Here is a 19,341-nt window from a genome sequence, read left to right as displayed (position 1 = left end):
TTGTTTTTATACCAAGTATTGGTATCTTTGAAAAATAAAACCTGATCCTATGTCAAAAAACACTTCTATTTTATTGGGGGAATATTTTGAAAAATTTATCAATAACCAGGTTAGATCAGGTCGTTACGCTTCCGCCAGCGAAGTTATTAGAACTGCTTTGAGGCTTTTTGAACAAGAAGAAACTCAAAAGAAGGTACTGATCAAAGAACTGAAGTCAGGTGAAAAGTCGGGGTTCGTGCATCAAGTTGACAGAAAGCTTCAGCTTAAAAAACTTCATGCTAAACATCTGTAACCGGCTCGACTTGTGAAATTAAAATTAAGCAAAAAAGCACTTGCAGACATTGAAGGTATATGGCTTTTTACGGTTGAAAATTGGTCTGTTGAACAAGCTGACAGATATTACAATTTGATCTTTGATGAAATTGAATTTCTAACCAAAAATCCTTTATCAGGTAAAGATTATGCCTCTGTTAGAAAGAATTATCGCTGTTCAAGAGTTCAATCTCATTTGATATTTTATCGAATCGCCACAAACAAAGAAACGGTTGAAATAATTCGTGTCTTACATCAACGAATGGACATTGAAACTATTTTGCATGAATGAAGAATAGCAGCACCCAACAGCGGTGACCGTTGCCCGCCCCGGTTTGGTTCGGGCAGGCACAACACCTATTTCAAAAAATAGTTCTCCTATTCGCCGAATAGCGCAACTCCTCCCCGCCCGGTGGTGTTATTTTTCTCTTTACTTTTCCTAACAAAAGTAAAATTCAAAAAGTCATGAAAAACATTATCGTTTCTATCTTTCTAACTGCATTTTTGTTTTTCTGCAAGAACACAAACGCTCAAGGCACATGGATCCCGCTTGCAAATCTAACTCCTGTGGTGAATGGTGGTGTAATGGTGATGTTACTTCTTTCCGACGGAACAGTGATGGCAAAAACGGATTCGTGCAGAAGTGATTCATTCGCAACAGCTACCTGGGCGAAACTTACTCCTGATGTGAATGGAAGTTATGTGAATGGAACGTGGACGACGATGACGCCGATGCATGACACGCGCGTTTATTTTGCTTCACAGGTTTTGAAAGATGGAAGAGTGTTTGTTGCCGGTGGAGAAATTGAAGGTGAAGCTCCTGGTGGAGATGGCACGGGTGGATTTTCCGGCGAGACGTATGATCCTTTAACCGATTCATGGACGATGGCGCCAGCACAGGCTTCTTATTTCGGCGATGCGAATTCGGAAATTCTTCCCAATGGAAAAGTGCTGCTCGCAGTTTTATCGGGCAATGCACATGGCACAAAAATATTTGATCCTGTCGCGAATACCTGGGCAACAGGGCCAACATGTTTTCATAATCATGATGAAGCGGCGTGGGTGAAACTCGCTGACAACAGTATTTTAATGGTTGATCTCGGAAACACTTCTTCCGAACGGTTTATTCCTTCGCTCAATCAATGGGTGACCGATGCAACTGTTCCTGATTCATTGTACGATCCATATTGGTTGGAAACAGGAGCGGGAATTCTTTTGCCCGACGGAAGAGCATTCTTTTTAGGAGCCACGGGGCACACTGCAATTTATTCTCCATCCGGAAATAATTCTCCGGGAACGTGGGCGGCAGGTCCTGATATTCCGAACAGTTATGGAACAGTAGATGCGCCGGCAGCGATGATGATGAATGGAAAAATTCTCTGTTGTGCTTCTCCGCAGAATATTTCTTCGAATATTTCCGGCGCATTTCTTTCACCAACTGAATTTTTCGAATATGATTATCTGACCAATTCATTCACGCAGATTCTTGCGCCTGCTGGTGGAGATTCATTGAACGCTCCGTGCTACATGAGCCAGATGCTCGATCTTCCGGATGGTTCTGTTTTATATTCAACTCAGAATTCATCGCAGTGTTATGTGTATGTTCCGAGCGGATCTCCGCTTGCGAATGGAAAACCAACGATCAACGCAATTGTTCCGCAGAATTGTGATACACTCATGATCACCGGAACTTTGTTCAATGGAATATCGGAAGGCGCAGGTTACGGCGATGACTGGCAAATGGCGACCAATTATCCGATCGTGCGTTTTACCAGTGGAACAAATGTATTTTATGCACGAACGTTTAACTGGAACAGTACGGGACTGCAGAGAGGAAGCGCGCCCGATACAACTTATTTCACGCTGCCAGCTGGATTACCACTCGGTTCTTATTCGCTTGCCGTAATTGCAAATGGAATAAGTTCTGATACGATCACGTATTTGAATCTGCCTTGTGCTGTTGGAATAAACACGATCAATGAAGAAAATAATTTATTGATATATCCAAATCCAGCTTCAGCTAATTTGAACATTATAAATATTTCGGGCAAAACGATCCTTCTCGTTTACAATTCGCTTGGTGAACTTGTACTCGAAAAAGAAACAGAAAGTGATCTGACGCTTGATGTGAGTCAATTACCCGCCGGAGTTTACACGATGGTTGTGAATGATGATGAGGGCAGAGTGATCAATAAAATCGTAATAACAAAATAAAAGTTTCAGTTGAACAAGACGTTCTTCAATCTCAAGAGTCTTGTATAGAAAAAAAGAAAAACAAAATGAACAGACTTCTAATAACAATTTCGCTTGTAACAGTTCTTGCAAGTTGCACTCCGACAACTAAAAAACAAAACACTATGGAAGACACAAAAAAACAAACAGACAGCGCGGCTGCAGACAAATCAAATTCACCCGCAGACACTACACCAAAGGTGACAGGAATAGGCGGCATTTTCTTTTTTTCAAACGATCCGAAGGAAACGAGAGAATGGTACCGTAAGAACCTGGGAATTGAAGCCAATGACTATGGTTCGAGTTTTGAATCCAGGAACGTTAACAGGCCCGATGAAATAAATACGCTTCAATGGACTCCTTTCAAAAATGGAAGTGAATATTTTTCTCCATCCAAAAAAGATTTTATGATCAATTACCGGGTTCAGAATATTGAAGGGCTTGTAAACAAACTCAAAGCAAACGGGGTAACCATACTGGACAGCATTGCGGCTTACGACTACGGAAAATTTATCCATATTATGGATGCAGAAGGCAACAAGATCGAACTGTGGGAGCCGGTTGACAGCATTTCAAAAATTAAATAGAAAATAATTACAGGCGCTTGGTCTGCATCACTCCTTCACAAACCGCTGCGTCAGTTTTCCCTGATCGGTATCGATTACCAGCACGTACATTCCTTTGTCGAGGTTGCCCACAAAAATATTCTGCTGTTGCGCGGTGCCGTTGAAAGTAAGGTTGTATTGGAATACAACTCGCCCGGAAACATCATAGATATTCACGATCCCGCTTCCGGTGCTGCCGTTGCCGGAACTCACCACGAGATGATCCGTTGCAGGATTGGGATTCACGACAAGGCCGGGATCGGAAAAATTCGGAACCACATAATTCACCACGTTATTCGCAGAGATGATCCAGTAATCGGGATCGAATTTCAAACTATCGGCGAAGAATGGAAGCTGAACCGAAAATGTTTCTCCTGAAAAATTATTCTGCACGCGGATGATCGTATCGTGCGTCGCGTCTTTGAATTCTATTGGCAACGGTAACTCGAAAAAATTCACCGAAGCATCGGATTGAAATTGCGTGACCGTGAAATAAGCGATGCCTGCAAGATCCTGGTGCCAGGAAATATGATACGACGGATATCCTGCGCCGAAATACCAGTCGTTGAAATACCAGGTGAGATTCTGTCCGCCTGCAGTTTCGAGATGCGTTTTCAGCAGATCTGTTGTTGCAAATCCATACGAACAAACAGCATCGTTAAGATAAGCATTCACACCTGCGTACCACGCGCTATCACCGATCACCCAACGCAGCGTGTGCAGGATCATTGCTGCTTTTGCATATTCGAGACGATCATCGAAAATGCGATTCACATTCAAAGTGTCGGGACAATAAACAGTTCCATCGGGTTGCGAAGTGACGTTCGAAATTCTTCCTGCCAAAAATGGTTTCCAGTAAATTGTCGGAGTGTAATGTTCGTAACACAATCCGCTGAGATAAGTTGCGAAACCTTCATTGAGCCAGATGTCGTGCCACGATGCGCAGGTCACTTTATCTCCGAACCAATGATGCGCTAATTCATGCGCGAGCAATTCATAACTGTATCCGCCAATGAACGTCATCGTCTGGTGTTCCATTCCCCCGCCGAAATTACATTGCGCGTGGCCGTACTTTTCATTTTTGAAAGGATATTCACCGAAGAGCGTATCATACAATTGCATTTGCTGAACAATATCGTTGGAAGGAAAAACAGAAATCAAAGAATCTTCCGGATAAACATAATTGTAAACTTTCACAGTATCGCCGTTGAACGGAACTGAATTTGTGAAGATGGAATAATTGCTCACTGCAAAACAAATAAGATAAGTTGCAATAGGGTAACGGTGTTTCCACTCATCCGTTCTTGTTCCGCCATTGATCATTTCATTCACAAGCAAACCATTCGAAGCAACACGATATGCAACAGGGCAACTCACAATAATATCGACCGAATCAATTTTATCTGCGAGATTCTCTTTGCACGGCCACCAGTCGCTTGCGCCATTCGGTTGCGAGAGCGTCCACATCACGGGCACGCCCGCGTGTGTACTCGTGCTGAAAGATCCGAATCCTGTTGAAGGAGGAACGCCGTGGTAAAAAACAGAAACCGAATCGAGTGAAGAAATCGAAGATGGAAAATTCGCCGTGAGAATTTCATTCGCGTGCGTAAAAGTTATCTGCGCGTTGTGATAAAAAACACTGTCAGCGATCAACGAATCGGAAAGATCAAATTCAAGTTGAGTGAGTGTTGTGTTCGGAATAAAATAGGTCGTGATCTTTCCTGAAATAAATCTTACCGCTGGATCCACATTCCATTCGCAGCGCTGGTAAATGAAATTTGAATTGTCGAGTGCCTGCGTGGATGGAGAAATCCTTGAATCGGAAAATGATTTTCGTTCGATATCGGAAATGAAATGGAGATCATGCTGGGAGAAAATAATTCCCGGCAGAAAAATAAAAATACAAGGCAGAAAATTCCGAATACTCATTGTTCTATTAAAGATACGAATTAGAGGGCATAATTTCCGGATCGGTTCAAGGATGAACAATATAATGGAACGCTTTCCAATGAAAAGAATTATCAGCGTGATCATCTGCTGCTTCGTAGATATATTGTACAAAATAAACTTCCGCCACCGGCGATCTGTAAATTCTGATTTCAACAGCATGATGCTGCAGGTTCGCCATTTTGCCGAGGTTCCATTTCCATCTCATTTGATCTTCTTTAAGAATACAAATATTTTTTTCTGAGTAAAGCAAGGTTGAATCATCCAGGAATTCTATATCCGTGTGAAGCTTGTAATCCGCAAACCAATATGGATAAATATCCTTGTGATAACTTTTTTTTGGTCGGGAAGTGCGCTGACTCGTTGTATTGGAAAAGTGAGTCGAAAAAATTCTGCACGTATCATCGTCCAAATAATTTCCGCGATAAATAGTTCCGTATTTCTCAGCCGAATCTGAATTCAGAATAAATCCATGGTTACTGATGATATTATCGTCCCATTCTTCATTCCATTGCACTATCGTGTCGAACTTATGTGTTGACGCGTTTTCGCAGGCTACTGAAATGAGATAGAAATCAGTGTCGCGGGCATAATGTGTGAATTTTTGATCGACCAGTGTCACCGTGTCACCTGTACGGGAGAAATATACGTGAAAAATATTCTGTGACGATGAAACGACCGATAGCAAACAAAAGAATAAGAATGGAATAATAGATCGCATCAGGGTTGAAAAAATAAAGGTATGAAAATCGCAAGTGGCAGGATTAAACTATTTCAATCTGACTTCGTCTGAGCAAAGGAAGAATCAAAACCTTAACTTAGTTACTTCCAATTCATCACAATGAAAAAAATCACACTTTCCATTTTCTTTGTTATACCATTTCTTGCGAACGGACAGATCACAAATTACAATCTTTCCAACTTCGCATTCTGGGACACCGAACCATTTCTCGCGGTGAATCCTGCGAATACAAATAACATTATTGTAGGATGGATGCATGCGACAGGATTCAATCAACTTTCCATCGCTACGAAATATTCAAATGATGGCGGAACGACGTGGAGCAGTTCGGTGGTGAATATGCCGCATGTGAATAGTAATTATACTTCGGCCGATGTTTCCATTGCCTTCAATGCGACGGGCGGAGCTTTTCTTTCTTACGTCGATTCGCGGATCCAGAATGATACAGGTTTTGTGCTCATGACAAAATCTTTTGATGGTGGTGCAACATGGAGCGCGCCGTCTTTCGTTATCAGTTCGACAGCAAGTGCAGATTTTCCTGTCGATCGTCCGTGGATCGCTATTGATAAAACCAGCGGACCTTACAGCGGAATGATCTATGTAGTTTCGAAAAGTGTTGACTTTGGTCAGATGCCGCATCACATCTGGCTGGAAAAATCCGGAGATAACGGAGCGACGTGGTCTGCACCGATGCTGGTGGACGATAGTATTCCAACCGACCTTGTGACGAATGCGATGGGAGCGCTCACGGTTGGAAGTGACGGATCTGTTTACATCGCATATCCTTCTTATCATACGGCGCAATCGGTTTTTGCACGAATGATCTGCGTAAAATCTACTGACGGCGCGGGAACATTCACACCTTACGTTGTTGGAAATGCAACTGCGAGTTCGGCGATCACTGATTCATTGTTGCAGGGAAGTTATTCGCTCGCGGCAAATCCTGCGAACGCTTCTGATCTTGTCCTTGTGTTCACGGATAACAGAAATGGTGACGCCGATATTCTTTCGACAAGAAGTTCAGATGGAGGATTAACATGGAGTGCGCCGATCCGAGCGACGGACGATGCAATGAGCAATGGCAACAACCAGGATATGTGCTGGTGTGCGTATGCGCCGAATGGAACTTTTGTAACCGCCTGGCGCGACAGAAGAAATTCCGCAGGAGGAAGCCAGGATAATTTTGAAATTTATGCAACAGCGAGCGCAGATAATGGATCGACGTATGGAACGAATGTGAATATGAGTTCGGTGCAGAGTCCTTACATAAATATTGTGAAAGGAAATGATTTCATTGGTGTTGGATCGGACGGAACAAATCTTTTTACAGCGTGGTGCGACAATAGAACGGGTAATACAGAAATATTTTTCGCGAAGACTCCGCTGAGTTCGATTCTTTCTGTCAATGAGAATGAAATAGAAAATATTTCGCTTGATATTTATCCGAACCCGGTTGGGAATGAAAATGAATTGAGCTACACCATTAATTATGGAAAAAATGATCCGGCGGAATTATCGGTGATGAGTGTCGATGGAAAAAGTGTGCAGCTAAAAAAAGAAATAGCTGTGGAGGACGGAACGACGGCCGGAAGAATTGATGTTTCTTCGCTGGCGAAAGGAGATTATTTATTGGTGGTGAAGATGAAAGATGGAACGATGGTGGAGAAGATGTTCAGTCGGTGATCCAAAAAGTTGCCACGGATTAGCACAGATTAAAAAGTTGTCGAGGATTAGCGCGGCTTGAATCTAAAAGTACTGCCTGGCTCAATTCATAATTTATCATTCAACATTCATCATTATTTTCAATACGTCATTCCCAGATTATAAAAAACAAAACTCCAGATATCTGCCCATTCTTCAATTTGTTTTTCCGTTGGTTTTCCGCCGCCATGTCCGGCGTTGTGATCGATGCGGATGAGAATAGGTTCATCGCCCTGCTGATCGGCCTGCATGGTGGCTGCGTACTTGAACGAATGCGCGGGCACAACGCGATCGTCGTGATCGCCGGTGGTGATTAGTGTTGCAGGATATTTTGTTTCCCTGATATTCTGCAGCGGAGAATATTTGTAGAGGCATTTGAATTGTTCTTCATTCTCACTCAAACCATAATCACTTTTCCAGTCGCGCCCAATAGTGAAACGATGATAACGCAGCATATCCATTACGCCCACTTGCGGAATACAAACTTTATAAAGATCGGGCCGCTGTGTTTCGCAGGCGCCAATGAGTAATCCTCCGTTCGATCTTCCGGTGATCGCGAGATGTTCGCTGCTTGTATATTTTTCTTTGATGAGATATTCCGCCGCCGAAATAAAATCGTTGAACACATTCTGTTTGTTGCAGAGGATTCCCTGCTGGTGCCATTTCTCACCGTATTCATCTCCGCCGCGGATATTCGCCACGCAATAAATTCCACCTGACTCAAGAAAAACAGCGCGGTCACTTCTGAATTCAGGAGCGTAGTGCGAATTGAATCCGCCGTAGCCGAAAAGGAAACACGGATTGGTTCCATCCATTTTAATTCCTTTTTTGTGCGTGATGAACATCGGAATTTTTGTTCCGTCTTTTCCCCGGTAAAAAACCTGCGTCGATTCAAAATCTTCTGATTTGAAATCGAATTTCGGGCGGAAGTAAAGTGAAGTTTGTTTCGTGAGTAAATTGTATTTGTAAATACAGGGCGGATCGATGAATGTAGCAATGTCGAAGAAAAGTAAACTGTCGTGGCGGTCACCGCTGAGTTCACTCACCGAACACATTTGCTGCGTAGGAATGTCATTCACTTTTTTTCCATTCATATCATACAAAACCAATTTCGATTTTACATCCACGAGATAATGCGCCACGTAAAAATCTCCCGCGCGCGTGAGTCCCACCATATAATTTTCTCCTTCGGGAATAATAGTTTTCCAGTTTGCTTCTCCGGGTTTTGCAAGATCCACTTCCACCAATTTAAAATTCGGTGCGTTGTGATTCGTTCGCATGATCATTTTCCCATTTGCAATATCCATTACGCCATAATCATCGGCAGTATCTTTCAGTGCGACGATCGTTTTCAATTCATCATTTGTCCGGAGGTCTTTCACCATCAAACCATTTCCATGCGTGGAATTCGCAGTGGAAACAATGAGCCAGTTCTGATCATCGGAAACCTGCACGCCGTACATCACATCGGGATGCGCATCATCTTTATAAATGAGCTGATCTTTTTCCTGCGCATCGCCTGCTTTGTGGTAATACAATTTCTGGTTGGAATTCTGTTCAGAAAGCTGGCTGCCTTTCGGTTCATCGAATCGCCCGTAAAAAAATCCATCGTCTTTCCATGCGGCTCCGGAGAATTTCACCCATTTGAGGTGATCCGGAAGATCTTTTCCGCTTTCAATATCGCGCACATAAAATTCTTCCCAGTCCGATCCTGCTTTTTCAATTCCATACTGTAAATATTTTCCATCGTGTGAAACTTCATAACCCGAGAGCGATGAGGTTCCGTCTTTCGCCATTTCATTCGGATCGAGAATAGCTTTTGCAGAATCGTTCAATCCGTTTTTACAATACAATTCACTTTGATTCTGCATGCCGTTGTTGCGCGAATAGAAATATCTTTTTCCTTTCAGGTAAGGTGCGCTCATCTTCTCGAAATTCCAGACTTGTTTCAACCGCTCTTTTATTTTATCACGGAAAGAAATTTTCGAAAGATAATCCTGTGTCAAGGCATTTTCTTCATCCACCCATTTTTTTGTTGAATCGGAACGATCATCTTCCAGCCAGCGATAAGGATCAGGAACTTTTGTGCCGAAATAATTATCGACGGTATCCACTTTTCTTGCGAATGGATAATTGTATTTTTTAGTGGAATTATTTTCGGAGCAGGTGAAAAGAAAAAATGCTGCCGGGAGAAGGGAGAGATATTTTTTCATGAGATCGATTTACGGAATTCAAATGTAAAGGATTCAACCGGTCTCTGCAGAAAAAATCATAAATGGAAATCAGGTAATGGCTCAGTTTGTTCTTTGGAGATTTAAATTCGCGTCCCCGCGCCCAAGCTCGCGCATCGGCAGGCGGGGACGCTAAGGATTTTTTTAACGGATTCACTTCCGGAAATTAGCTGCACCCATTGGCATTTAAGCAATGGTTACTCTCTTTTTTATACTTTTACTTTTCAAATTCAAATCCGATGCCAGAAGAAAATACAGAAACTGTTTCCCCTGAAAATACCGAGAGCAATCCTGCTGCAGGAGAATCTTCCGGGCCAACCGAAAAAGAAAAAACGCCGCGGGTAAAACCGGATAAACCTGTTCCTCCTTCCATAAAAGTGCAGGAGGTGTACCGGATGATCAACGGGGAATGGGATGAATATTCCGAAAAAGAAATCCTGGATAAGGAAGGATTCTTCAAAGTGTTTCATCGTGAATTTACCAGTAACGGAGATCTCATTTGCGAAATACAATTTGATGCGCAGGGCAATGAAGTTCAGAAAACGCAGAATGCGCTGGATGAAAAAGGAAATATTATTTCGCACGAATTATTCAATGAAGGACAATTGGCGGAAAAAATAACTTTTGAATACGACGATAAAGGACGCGTGGTAAAAGAGCAGCATGAATTCGAAGAAGGTTTTCCACTCACCACGCACTTCATTTACGATGCAGAAGGCCGTGTAATTGAAAAAAGAGCCGATGACAACGAAGGAGAATTACAGAAAAAAGAAACGTTCGCTTATCATCCCGCGTGGAAAGACAAGATCGTGAAGCATGAGGTGTTTGACGAGGAAGGAGAAAAAACACTGGAAGAAATAAATGAATGGGAAGAGCGCGACGGGGAAGTGAAAGCGAAGCAGATGACCGTGAATGATGTGGCGTTCCATTCCTACAAACGATCGGAATTTTATGATCCGAAAACAAGAGAAGATCATATCGGTTTTGCAACGTTCAATGAAAAAGACAAAGTGATCGAATATGTGAAAGTTATTTTCGACGAAGAAGGGCGTGAAGCGGAAGAACATTCACATTCGATAAACGACAGTGATAATTTCAAAGTGTTTTATACGTACGACGAATTTGATCGTGTGGTAAAACAGGAACAGCATCAGGAAGACAAAATTATTTCGAAGATCACGCGACGTTTCAATAAATCGGGCCATGCGGAATTAGTAGCAGTGCGTTCTTTCAACCGCGGAGTGTATGTAGATTGGTTCGAGTTTGAATATTTTGGTTAATGAATAATTGATAATGAGTAATTGAGTATTTGCTGTTTTCATGTTCCGGAATGAAGAAATTGATTTTATTTTGGTTTACGATTTCTTTTTCCGTGATGGCCTTCTCACAGAAAAACGATTCTGCTTATTGGTTGGAAAAAGGCAATGATGCAATGCATAACGAACGCTATGCAGTTGCCATTTCTCATTATTCGAAAGTAATCTCAATGAGCCCGTCCTGGTGCAAGCCTTATGTATCGAGGGCAAAAGCAAAATATTATCTTGAGCAATATGATAATGCGATCAGCGATTGTTCAATGGCAATATCGATTTGCCCTTCCGACACAGCTGCATGGTACAACCGTGGAGTTGCCGAGTGTCACAAAAAGGATTATGATCAGGCAATTTCAGATTTAAGTAAAACGATTGAATTGGATTCGACCAATGCCGAAGCACATTACATGCTCGGACTTTCAAAATCGGGACTAAAGATGTATGAAGATGATCTTGGACAACAGAGGATAGCAGTTAAAATCAAGCCCGAGTTCGGAAAAGCGTGGGGCGAAATGGGATATTCCAATGGAATGCTTGGGAAAAATGAAGAAGCGGTTTCCGATATTGATAGTTCAATAACGCTGGGTGATAGTTCGTACATTAATTTTTACAACAGGGGCGCGAATGAACTTGCGTTGAAAAGATATGAAGATGCTGCTACAGATCTCTCGATCGCTCTTGCCATGAATGGACAGGATGCTTATGCTTGGGTGGATCTCGGTAATGCAAATACTTCACTTCAAAAATATGACGATGCAATTAAGGATTACAATACCTCCATTTTAATAGACCCTCTTGATGCAAGTACTTTTATTGATCGCGGCGCTTGTTATTTTTTCAAAGGGGAATATGCTTCTGCCATCAATGATTTTACCAGTGCCCTTAATCTTGATCCGAAAAATGCAGCAGCATATTCGTGGCGCGGGCAGGCACGGGAAAAATACAAACAGTTGCAGAATGCGATCAACGACTTTTCCATGGCTATTTCACTGAATCCGGCCAAGGCATCTTATTACGATAATCGCGGAGTTACAGAAGAAGAGGCCGGGGATTTTCATTCAGCCATTGAAGATTTTAAGAAAGCGATTGAACTGGATCCGGAAAACACAAATTACCCTGATAATTTGAAAACAGCAGAAGAGCATCAGCAGAAATAATTTTTGTTGACATCCTCTTATTTCAACTATGATGTTTTTGTGAATTGGTTTTGAGAATAATGAATAATGTATAATTGATAATGAATAATGAAATTCAATTATACTTTACTCGAAAACGACATTCCCGATCGTGATCACCACTTTTGTTCCGAGTGCAAATCCGTTTTCATCTTTCAAATCGATAATTTCCAGTTTACTTTTTGTTTTTCCTTCGTTCGCCTGCGATAAACGTTCGCGCGTGATCTCGAGCGCTGCCGACTTGTGATCTTTTTTCATTTCTGATTCAAACGCCGCTGCTTTTTCTCTTCCCACGCCGTTGTCTTCCACTTCGCAGATCACTGAATCGTCTTTGCGGAGGAAGCGAACAATTATTTTTCCCCGCCCGAATGACCCTGTCGGGCAGGCGGCATTCGCTTCGAGAGGATTCATTCCATGGATCACTGCATTTTCCACGAAGGGCTGAATAAGCATTACGGGAATAAAAACTGCTTCCGGATCGATCTTCGGATCTGTTTCAATTGAAAAGGAGAAACGGTTTCCGTGGCACAACGCTTCGAGCCCTAAATAATATTCCAGCGATTCTGCTTCCTGCGCAATGCTCGTGTACGCCGTGCGCGAATTCTCGAGCGTGATGCGCATGAGCTTTCCGAATTTTGCAAGATATTTTCTTGCCTCTGCCGGATCATTTCCTGCAATGAATCCCTGGATGGATTGCAGCGCATTGAAAATAAAATGAGGATTCATCTGCAAACGCAGCGCTTTCTGCTCGAGCTCAAGAATATTTTTTTCGAGTGAAAGTTTCTGCACTTTCTCTCTTGCTTTTCGTTTGATGATTCGCACACGCCACGAGAACACAATCAACACCAGCAACACGGCCAACAAAGAAACACCTATGCGGAAGGGCCATGTTGCCCACACTGGAGGAGTAATGTGAAATGAAAATCTTTTTACGGCACTCCAATAGCCGTCAGAATTTTTTGCCTGCAATTCAAAAGTGTAATCGCCAGGCGCAAGATTGGAATAGGTGGCTTGCCGTTCCGTATTTTCCGGCGTCCAGTTTTTTTCAAAGCCACTCAGCTTCCAGCGGAAACGAACTCCTTCCGGATTACGAAGATCTATTCCGGTGAATTCAAACCGAAGATGATTCTGCGAATAAGGCAGCACGAGGGAGTCGGGGAGGGGAAACCATTTGTCGGAACGTTTTCCTTTTCCGTATTCGGTATTTTCTATCGGATCGAAAAATAATTTTATCCCGGTGAAATGTACCAAAGGCGCTTCATGCGTTACATAATCATTTTCCGGGTGATAAACACTCGCACCATTGATGGTTCCGAACCACACATGGCCGGAAGAATCCACGCAGGCAGCATTGGTAGAAACTTCAATTCCACTCAGCCCTTCTCCTTTTCCATAATGCTTGAGGGAAAGAAAATTTCCATTTGCGTCGAGTGCAATTTTATCAAGGCCTTTTTCTGTTCCCGACCAGATATTTCCTGAATGATCGGTGATGAGCAAATAAATATTATCGGAAGCTAAACTGTCTTTGCGCGTAAAATTCCTGAAATAATTTCCGCCTTCTCCAATCGCATCGTAGCGTGAAATTCCTCCTCCTGCAGTACCGAACCACATTTTCCCGGAGAGATCGCATGTCGCCGACCGTACCATATCGGACGCGAGTCCTTTTGACGTTGTGAAATTTTTCGCGACCGATGTTCCCGATGAATCATATTTCATCAGGTAAATTCCGCTTCCCTGCGAGCAGGCCCAGATGTTTCCGTCTCTGTCACTTTCAAGAAAATTTATTCTCGGGTTGCGTAATCCCTGTTTGTTCCCAATGCGTGTGTAAGTTTCTGTACGCGGATCATAAATGGAAATTCCTCCGCCCGCTGTAGCGAACCACGTTCTTCCCAATGAATCGATGAGAATGCTGTTCACGAAATTGCTGCTCAATCCATCGCTGTGTGCATAATGGCGAAAAGAATTATTCTGCAATGAATAAGCGCCGTCACCCACAGTGCCAAACCAGATAGTTCCGGAAGTATCTTCTGCAAAACTTTTTATTTTGAACGTGGTGAATCCCGCGCCTTCGTAATAATTCGTGTAATAAGTTCCGTCGTATTCTGTTGCACCGCCACGTGAAGTTCCGAACCAGGTATGTCCTTTTTTATCGCAATGCACCGCATACACCCACGTTCCCATGTCGCCGCTTTTTTCATTGAAGTGAATGAAACGTTCACCGTCGAGCACGCAAGCGCCACCGCCTGAAGTTCCGAACCAGGTATTGCCCCACGAATCGACGAGCAAACTCATCACTACATTGCTGCATAATCCTTCGCGCTCCGAAAACTGTTTCATTTCATTCCCGCTGATGCGCGTTACACCCGAGGGCGTTCCTACCCATATCCTGTTCGCATTGTCTTTGATCATACACTGCACAGAATTATTGCTCAATCCGTCATCGACTCCGAATCGCGAAACGCCGGAGTCACTAAGAATGATTATCCCTGCACCATAAGTTCCGAATAAAATGCGGTGCTGCTCATCAGTAATTATAGCGCGATAACCGAGGACTGGAAATCCTTCCTGCTTTCCGAAAAAAATTGTTTTATCATTCACATATTTCACAGCGCCCTGTTCGGTTCCGAACCACAGTTCATTATTATTCCCACCGCAGATGCAATAAACCCTGTTCGTCGGAAGCCCGTGGTTGTAGTAGATCCTTTTCAGGGCAGAGTTGTCTTTTAGCACAACCACGCCGCTGTCGTTCGTGGCAATGAAAGCTTTCCCGTCATCTGAAAAATAGAAATCATTTACCTGCCCGCGTGTACCTGAAAAATCGAGGGCGTGAAATTGTTCACCATCATACCAGCATGCGCCTTCGTCAGTCCCGATCCAGATATTTCCTTTTTTGTCAATGCGGATGCAATCGATGAATGCACTCGGCAATCCATCGTCTTCGTTGAAGGTGCGGAATTGTTGCCCGTCGAAACGGCTGAGCCCGCCCCCGCGCGTACCCAGCCACAGGTAGCCGCGCGGATCTTCCGCCATCGCATACACCTGCGACTGCGCGAGGCCATCGGCCACTGAATAATTCCGGAAATTATATTGCTGCGCTGAAATTTTTTCCGCGGAAAAAATAAAAAGGAAAAAAATAAAATCCCGGATGCGCATAGTTAAACGTCATCCAAGTTAACGACAAAAAACGATTCTTATTTTGTCAGGAATTTCGTATCCATAAAAACATTCCAATATTTCTCCTTGTTCATATCGGACCAGTGAATAACGAGGAAACGGTATTGCGCCGTCTGGAACTGGCAGAACAGCGCGAGAACGATGATGAACGAGGTGAGCAAAATTTTCGCCGGTTTTTTTTTCATTGCGTCGAGCAGGTAAAAAAGAAGCAATGCAAATACGGGAAGGTATTCGATGATTACACGCGTTCCGAAACTTCCCCCGTAAAACCATTGCCACCAGCTCGACAGGATCCAGATGAGCATGAACAAAAAGAAAAATGCAGCCATCGCCCGGAATTTATTTTTCATCCAGAGCGGGATCAGTCCGAATGAACAGAGGAATGTGATGGGGAGATAAACGAATAGTCCTTTTTTGTAACTGAAAAGAAAATCGCAGAATTGCGGATGTGCCAAATGAAAAGTTTCCGTTCCATAAGAGTTCACGAAAAAATTCCCGGTTTGAATTTTCCAGATGATCAGTTGAACAAGGAGTGGGACGAGAAAGAACAGGTACCTGGCAGTAGCAATTTCCGGTGAACGGAAAAGATCGATCTTCTTTCTTACCAGGGAAAGAAAACCTTTTGCCTCGAATATCAGCCAGAGTGCAATGAATCCATTCACGGGACGAACAAGAATGATCATGCCCAATAGAAAAGCAATTTTTACTGCCGCGCGCCGGTCATTCGTGTCAATCCACAATTTTCCGTAAACAAGAAATGCCGCAACAAGAGCAAAAGAATACAAATGCGACATGCACGGCTCGAACACAGTGTAATAAAAAAGATTCGTGCCTAAATAAATAACCGCAATAATGAAAGCTGCTTGTCCTTCCGAAGCTCCGTGCATGCGGAGAAATTTTTTCAGGTGATGTAATCCGAACCAAAGCCAGAACAAAGCGCCAATGCAGATCCAGATCACGTATGTTTTCGAATAGCCGTCCATTGCCCCGCCATTTATTTTCGCTGTGAGATGGCCCAGCAGGAAAAATGGCGACTGCATGACTGAGACGCCGCAAAAATACTTGTCGATGGTTATTCCATTTACACTCGTTCTGTAATCGTAATAAGTGGCAGGCGAATAATATTTTTTTTCAATGGAATCGAAAAAAGTAAAATGCAGATCATGATAAATGAAAGTTGCCGGCAGGTAAGCGTAATAACCTTTTCCGTCGGACTGGATGACTGTGGTCCAGAAATTCTTTCCCCATTTCACATTCGACATCGTCCACAAACTCGTGAGAAGGAGGAATGGAATGGTGAAGCGCACGAGGAATGATCTTATTTTTTCCAATGGAATTTGCAATTATGGTAAGACGAGTAGATCCGATTTCAATTAGCAGGAACGAATATACCTAATCTGCCGCGGGAGAAATTGCTCAGTTCTGACCTGTTATTATTTTGAATTCATGAACTATATTTGTACCCTCAATTTCACAAACTAAAAATAAAAACCATGAGCATCAACGTTGGACAATCAGCCCCCGACTTCAAATTACCGAACACGGAAAAAGAATTTTTCACACTCTCACAATTCAAAGGAAAAAATGTATTGCTTCTTTTTTTTCCGCTTGCTTTCACCGGAACCTGCACCAAGGAACTCTGCGGTGTGCGCGATGATATGGCACGTTATTCAAAAGCAAATGCAGAAGTACTCGGCATTTCAATCGACACGCCGTTTTCCCTGAAACGTTATAAAGAAGAACAGAATCTTCCTTTCCAGTTGTTGTCTGATTTCAATAAAGAAGCGATCACCGCTTACGGAAACGCGTATGAGTCTTTCAGTGTAGGATTGAAAGGCGTGGCGAAACGTTCGGCATTTGTCATTGACAAAAACGGCGTGGTACGTTATTCCGAAGTGCTGGAGAATGCAGGTGAGATCCCTGATTTTTCTAAGATCAACACTGTGCTCGAAGGGTTGAATTGATTTTGGATTTTTGATTTTTCATTTTGGATTTTCGGAAGCCCGGATAATATTACCAGGTAATCCTCAAATGAAAAATCAGTGAGCCGCATTTCCCTTATCATAATCAATGCCCTGTTTCAGGAGAACAGATCGTATCATCCATCCGAAAAATGCGAGATACAGGAATCCTATGAGTGGAACGATATAGGAAAAATGAATTCCTGTTGCGTGATCAGAAAGATATCCCTGGAAGGGAGGAATTAGTGATCCGCCGAGGATCATCATGATGAGAAGACTGGATGCCTGAGAAGTATATTTTCCCAATCCCGCTATCGACAAACTAAAAATGCAGGGCCACATCACGGAACAGAAAAGTCCGCCGCTTACAAAAAAGTAAGTGCTCCATTCATTGGAAGTGAAAATTCCGATCGTGATCATCACGGCAGCCATCAAAGCGAAAAGCAGCATTGTTCTTGCCGGTTTTTCCATCGCCAGAAAAAATCCGATGATGACGAGAATGATGAACGGAATATATTTCAGGAGATCATTCATCGGGCTGCCTTTGATGTAATTCACCAGAAGGATCAGCGCATAGGCGAGCATCGGAACAAAAACCGTAAGAATATTTCTCATCCTGTTCTTCAGGTTGAAAACGGTGAGTGCGCCCACCCATCTTCCGATCATGAGACTTCCCCAATAGAGTGAAATGAAATGTACGGTGGTACTTGCTTCGCGATGAAACATTCTCCGCATGAATTCCGGCAGGTTACTCTGAATGGTCACTTCGGTTCCCACGTAAACAAATATTGCGAGCATGCCCAGCCACACTTGCGGATAACGAAGTGCGCCGAAGTCGCCGGAAATATTTTCGTTGTTGGTCACTGATGGTAGTGAAGAAATTCCGAGAATGAAAGCGAATAGAAGAAAAGCTCCGGCGAGAATGAGGCTCGGCGACAGAACAGCATCGACACCGAAAAATTTTACTTCAAGATTCACGTTAGTTTTCAATTTACGGTTGTATTCTTTGATGAGTTGTTGTCCGCTGCTCATGTTGGTTCTGAGAATGGGAAGGTGAGAACCGGGAAAAGATTTTTTCAGTGAATCGATAATTTTATCTCCGGCCGAATCGCTGGTAAAACAAAAGATCACGCCACAATTGAACTTTACATTATTGATCCCATAAATATTTTTACAATCATCGAAAGATTTATTCATTACGAGGATGAAATTTTTTCCTTCGGCAATCCGGTTCATATTTTCTTCAGGAATAACGGCAAGTTTTAATATTTCTGATTTTCCCGTTGTTCGTTCAATGGTGACCGGCAAGGAAGTGCGTTTTCCTCCCGATTCCATAAAAGAAGAATTTCCGGAAATATTTCCATACACAGCAAACGCAAGCAGCAAAGGGCCGATCGTAGTTCCGAAAGAATTTATTCCTCCCGCGAGACTCACGCGGTGCGCGCCTGTAGCGGGCTCACCCAGCGCAATCACATAAGGATTCGCCACGATCTGCTGCAATGCAAAACCGAGCCCGATCGTGAAAAGAGAAGTGAGCATCAATGGAAAGGACTGATCCATTTCTGCGGGAATGAATCCGAGCGCGCCGATAGCAGAAATAATGAGCCCGGCAATGAGTCCTTTTTTGTATCCAACTTTATTCAGCGGATCGCCGAAAAGAATGGAGATCGAAAAATAAATAAGTGCGCCAATGAAGTAGGCCGCGTAGAAAGCAAAGTCGACGAGCTGGCTCTGGAATTGAGTGAGTTCGAAATTCTTTTTAAACAGGCCGATCAGGATTGTATTCGATGCAGCCACAAATCCCCAGAAGAAAAAAACAGAAATAAGAATGAAAAGCGGACGGTTTTTCACAGCAGTTGCTTTTGATCGGGGCTAAAAGTAACAACATTCTTATTGTGGCTTTCGCACGGAAGAGATAGCGACAACATTCCAATGCAGCCGGAAGCAT

14 protein-coding genes are annotated in these 19,341 nt (G+C 43.1%); 8 read left to right on the top strand and 6 right to left on the bottom strand.

All coding sequences use genetic code 11. The annotated features are described in order from the left end of the window. Positions 1-49: 49 nt before the first annotated feature. From HY064_15835 to HY064_15820, 4 genes are all read left to right on the top strand, one after another. A complete protein-coding gene (locus HY064_15835) occupies positions 50-292 on the top strand; it encodes a type II toxin-antitoxin system ParD family antitoxin (protein MBI3512129.1) in 243 nt (80 codons plus the stop codon). Between the two features lie 12 nt (positions 293-304). After that, positions 305-604, top strand: coding sequence for a type II toxin-antitoxin system RelE/ParE family toxin (locus HY064_15830; protein MBI3512128.1), 300 nt, complete (start codon positions 305-307; stop codon positions 602-604). A 173-nt stretch (positions 605-777) separates the two neighbouring features. Then, positions 778-2,526 (top strand): T9SS type A sorting domain-containing protein, encoded by a 1,749-nt coding sequence (locus tag HY064_15825; protein ID MBI3512127.1) that lies wholly within the window; start codon positions 778-780, stop codon positions 2,524-2,526. Between the two features lie 143 nt (positions 2,527-2,669). Next, positions 2,670-3,131 (top strand): VOC family protein, encoded by a 462-nt coding sequence (locus HY064_15820; GenBank protein MBI3512126.1) that lies wholly within the window; start codon positions 2,670-2,672, stop codon positions 3,129-3,131. 27 nt (positions 3,132-3,158) lie between these two features. On the opposite strand, the gene HY064_15815 is transcribed toward HY064_15820, so the two are convergent. Further along, positions 3,159-5,078, bottom strand: coding sequence for a T9SS type A sorting domain-containing protein (locus HY064_15815; GenBank protein ID MBI3512125.1), 1,920 nt, complete (start codon positions 5,076-5,078; stop codon positions 3,159-3,161). A 46-nt stretch (positions 5,079-5,124) separates the two neighbouring features. Next, the gene (locus tag HY064_15810; GenBank protein MBI3512124.1) at positions 5,125-5,784 is read right to left on the bottom strand and encodes a hypothetical protein; all 660 of its coding nucleotides are present in this window, start codon (positions 5,782-5,784) and stop codon (positions 5,125-5,127) included. A 153-nt stretch (positions 5,785-5,937) separates the two neighbouring features. Here HY064_15810 and HY064_15805 point away from each other — a divergent pair, with 153 nt between their 5' ends. Then, positions 5,938-7,521, top strand: a complete 1,584-nt coding sequence (locus HY064_15805; protein MBI3512123.1) for an exo-alpha-sialidase — start codon at positions 5,938-5,940, stop codon at positions 7,519-7,521. Positions 7,522-7,640: 119 nt separating this feature from the next. Here the strand turns inward: HY064_15805 and HY064_15800 are convergent, their stop codons facing one another. Then, positions 7,641-9,752: a S9 family peptidase gene (locus HY064_15800; GenBank protein ID MBI3512122.1), complete on the bottom strand. Its 2,112-nt coding sequence runs from the start codon at positions 9,750-9,752 to the stop codon at positions 7,641-7,643. Positions 9,753-10,009: 257 nt separating this feature from the next. Here HY064_15800 and HY064_15795 point away from each other — a divergent pair, with 257 nt between their 5' ends. Beyond that, on the top strand, positions 10,010-11,050 hold the full coding sequence (locus HY064_15795) for a hypothetical protein (GenBank protein ID MBI3512121.1): 1,041 nt from the start codon (positions 10,010-10,012) through the stop codon (positions 11,048-11,050). Positions 11,051-11,145: 95 nt separating this feature from the next. Next, positions 11,146-12,240 carry a tetratricopeptide repeat protein gene (locus tag HY064_15790; GenBank protein ID MBI3512120.1) on the top strand — a complete coding sequence of 365 codons (1,095 nt, stop codon included), beginning with the start codon at positions 11,146-11,148 and terminating at the stop codon, positions 12,238-12,240. 105 nt (positions 12,241-12,345) lie between these two features. On the opposite strand, the gene HY064_15785 is transcribed toward HY064_15790, so the two are convergent. Together HY064_15785 and HY064_15780 are read right to left on the bottom strand one after the other, a co-directional pair. Next, on the bottom strand, positions 12,346-15,411 hold the full coding sequence (locus HY064_15785; GenBank protein MBI3512119.1) for a histidine kinase: 3,066 nt from the start codon (positions 15,409-15,411) through the stop codon (positions 12,346-12,348). A 38-nt stretch (positions 15,412-15,449) separates the two neighbouring features. Further along, a complete protein-coding gene (locus HY064_15780; GenBank protein ID MBI3512118.1) occupies positions 15,450-16,763 on the bottom strand; it encodes a hypothetical protein in 1,314 nt (437 codons plus the stop codon). Between the two features lie 162 nt (positions 16,764-16,925). Between HY064_15780 and HY064_15775 the strand changes: the two genes are divergently transcribed. Next, the gene (locus HY064_15775) at positions 16,926-17,396 is read left to right on the top strand and encodes a peroxiredoxin (GenBank protein MBI3512117.1); all 471 of its coding nucleotides are present in this window, start codon (positions 16,926-16,928) and stop codon (positions 17,394-17,396) included. A gap of 75 nt (positions 17,397-17,471) precedes the next feature. On the opposite strand, the gene HY064_15770 is transcribed toward HY064_15775, so the two are convergent. Next, complete coding sequence (locus tag HY064_15770; protein ID MBI3512116.1) at positions 17,472-19,244, bottom strand: MFS transporter; 1,773 nt, start codon at positions 19,242-19,244, stop codon at positions 17,472-17,474. Positions 19,245-19,341: the final 97 nt, after the last annotated feature.

The organism is Bacteroidota bacterium (genome assembly GCA_016194975.1).
Classification (GTDB): domain Bacteria; phylum Bacteroidota; class Bacteroidia; order Palsa-965; family Palsa-965.
Note: the sequence above shows the minus strand (reverse complement) of the source record. Positions and strands in the feature narration are given on the sequence as shown.

Bases quoted from the DNA above. Each gene is read 5' to 3' on its own strand.
- HY064_15835 (MBI3512129.1), top strand. From the start codon at position 50: ATGTCAAAAAACACTTCTATTTTATTGGGGGAATATTTTGAAAAATTT.
- HY064_15825 (MBI3512127.1), top strand. From the start codon at position 778: ATGAAAAACATTATCGTTTCTATCTTTCTAACTGCATTTTTGTTTTTC.
- HY064_15820 (MBI3512126.1), top strand. From the start codon at position 2,670: ATGGAAGACACAAAAAAACAAACAGACAGCGCGGCTGCAGACAAATCA.
- HY064_15815 (MBI3512125.1), bottom strand. From the start codon at position 5,078: ATGAGTATTCGGAATTTTCTGCCTTGTATTTTTATTTTTCTGCCGGGA.
- HY064_15805 (MBI3512123.1), top strand. From the start codon at position 5,938: ATGAAAAAAATCACACTTTCCATTTTCTTTGTTATACCATTTCTTGCG.
- HY064_15800 (MBI3512122.1), bottom strand. From the start codon at position 9,752: ATGAAAAAATATCTCTCCCTTCTCCCGGCAGCATTTTTTCTTTTCACC.
- HY064_15795 (MBI3512121.1), top strand. From the start codon at position 10,010: ATGCCAGAAGAAAATACAGAAACTGTTTCCCCTGAAAATACCGAGAGC.
- HY064_15790 (MBI3512120.1), top strand. From the start codon at position 11,146: ATGGCCTTCTCACAGAAAAACGATTCTGCTTATTGGTTGGAAAAAGGC.
- HY064_15785 (MBI3512119.1), bottom strand. From the start codon at position 15,411: ATGCGCATCCGGGATTTTATTTTTTTCCTTTTTATTTTTTCCGCGGAA.
- HY064_15775 (MBI3512117.1), top strand. From the start codon at position 16,926: ATGAGCATCAACGTTGGACAATCAGCCCCCGACTTCAAATTACCGAAC.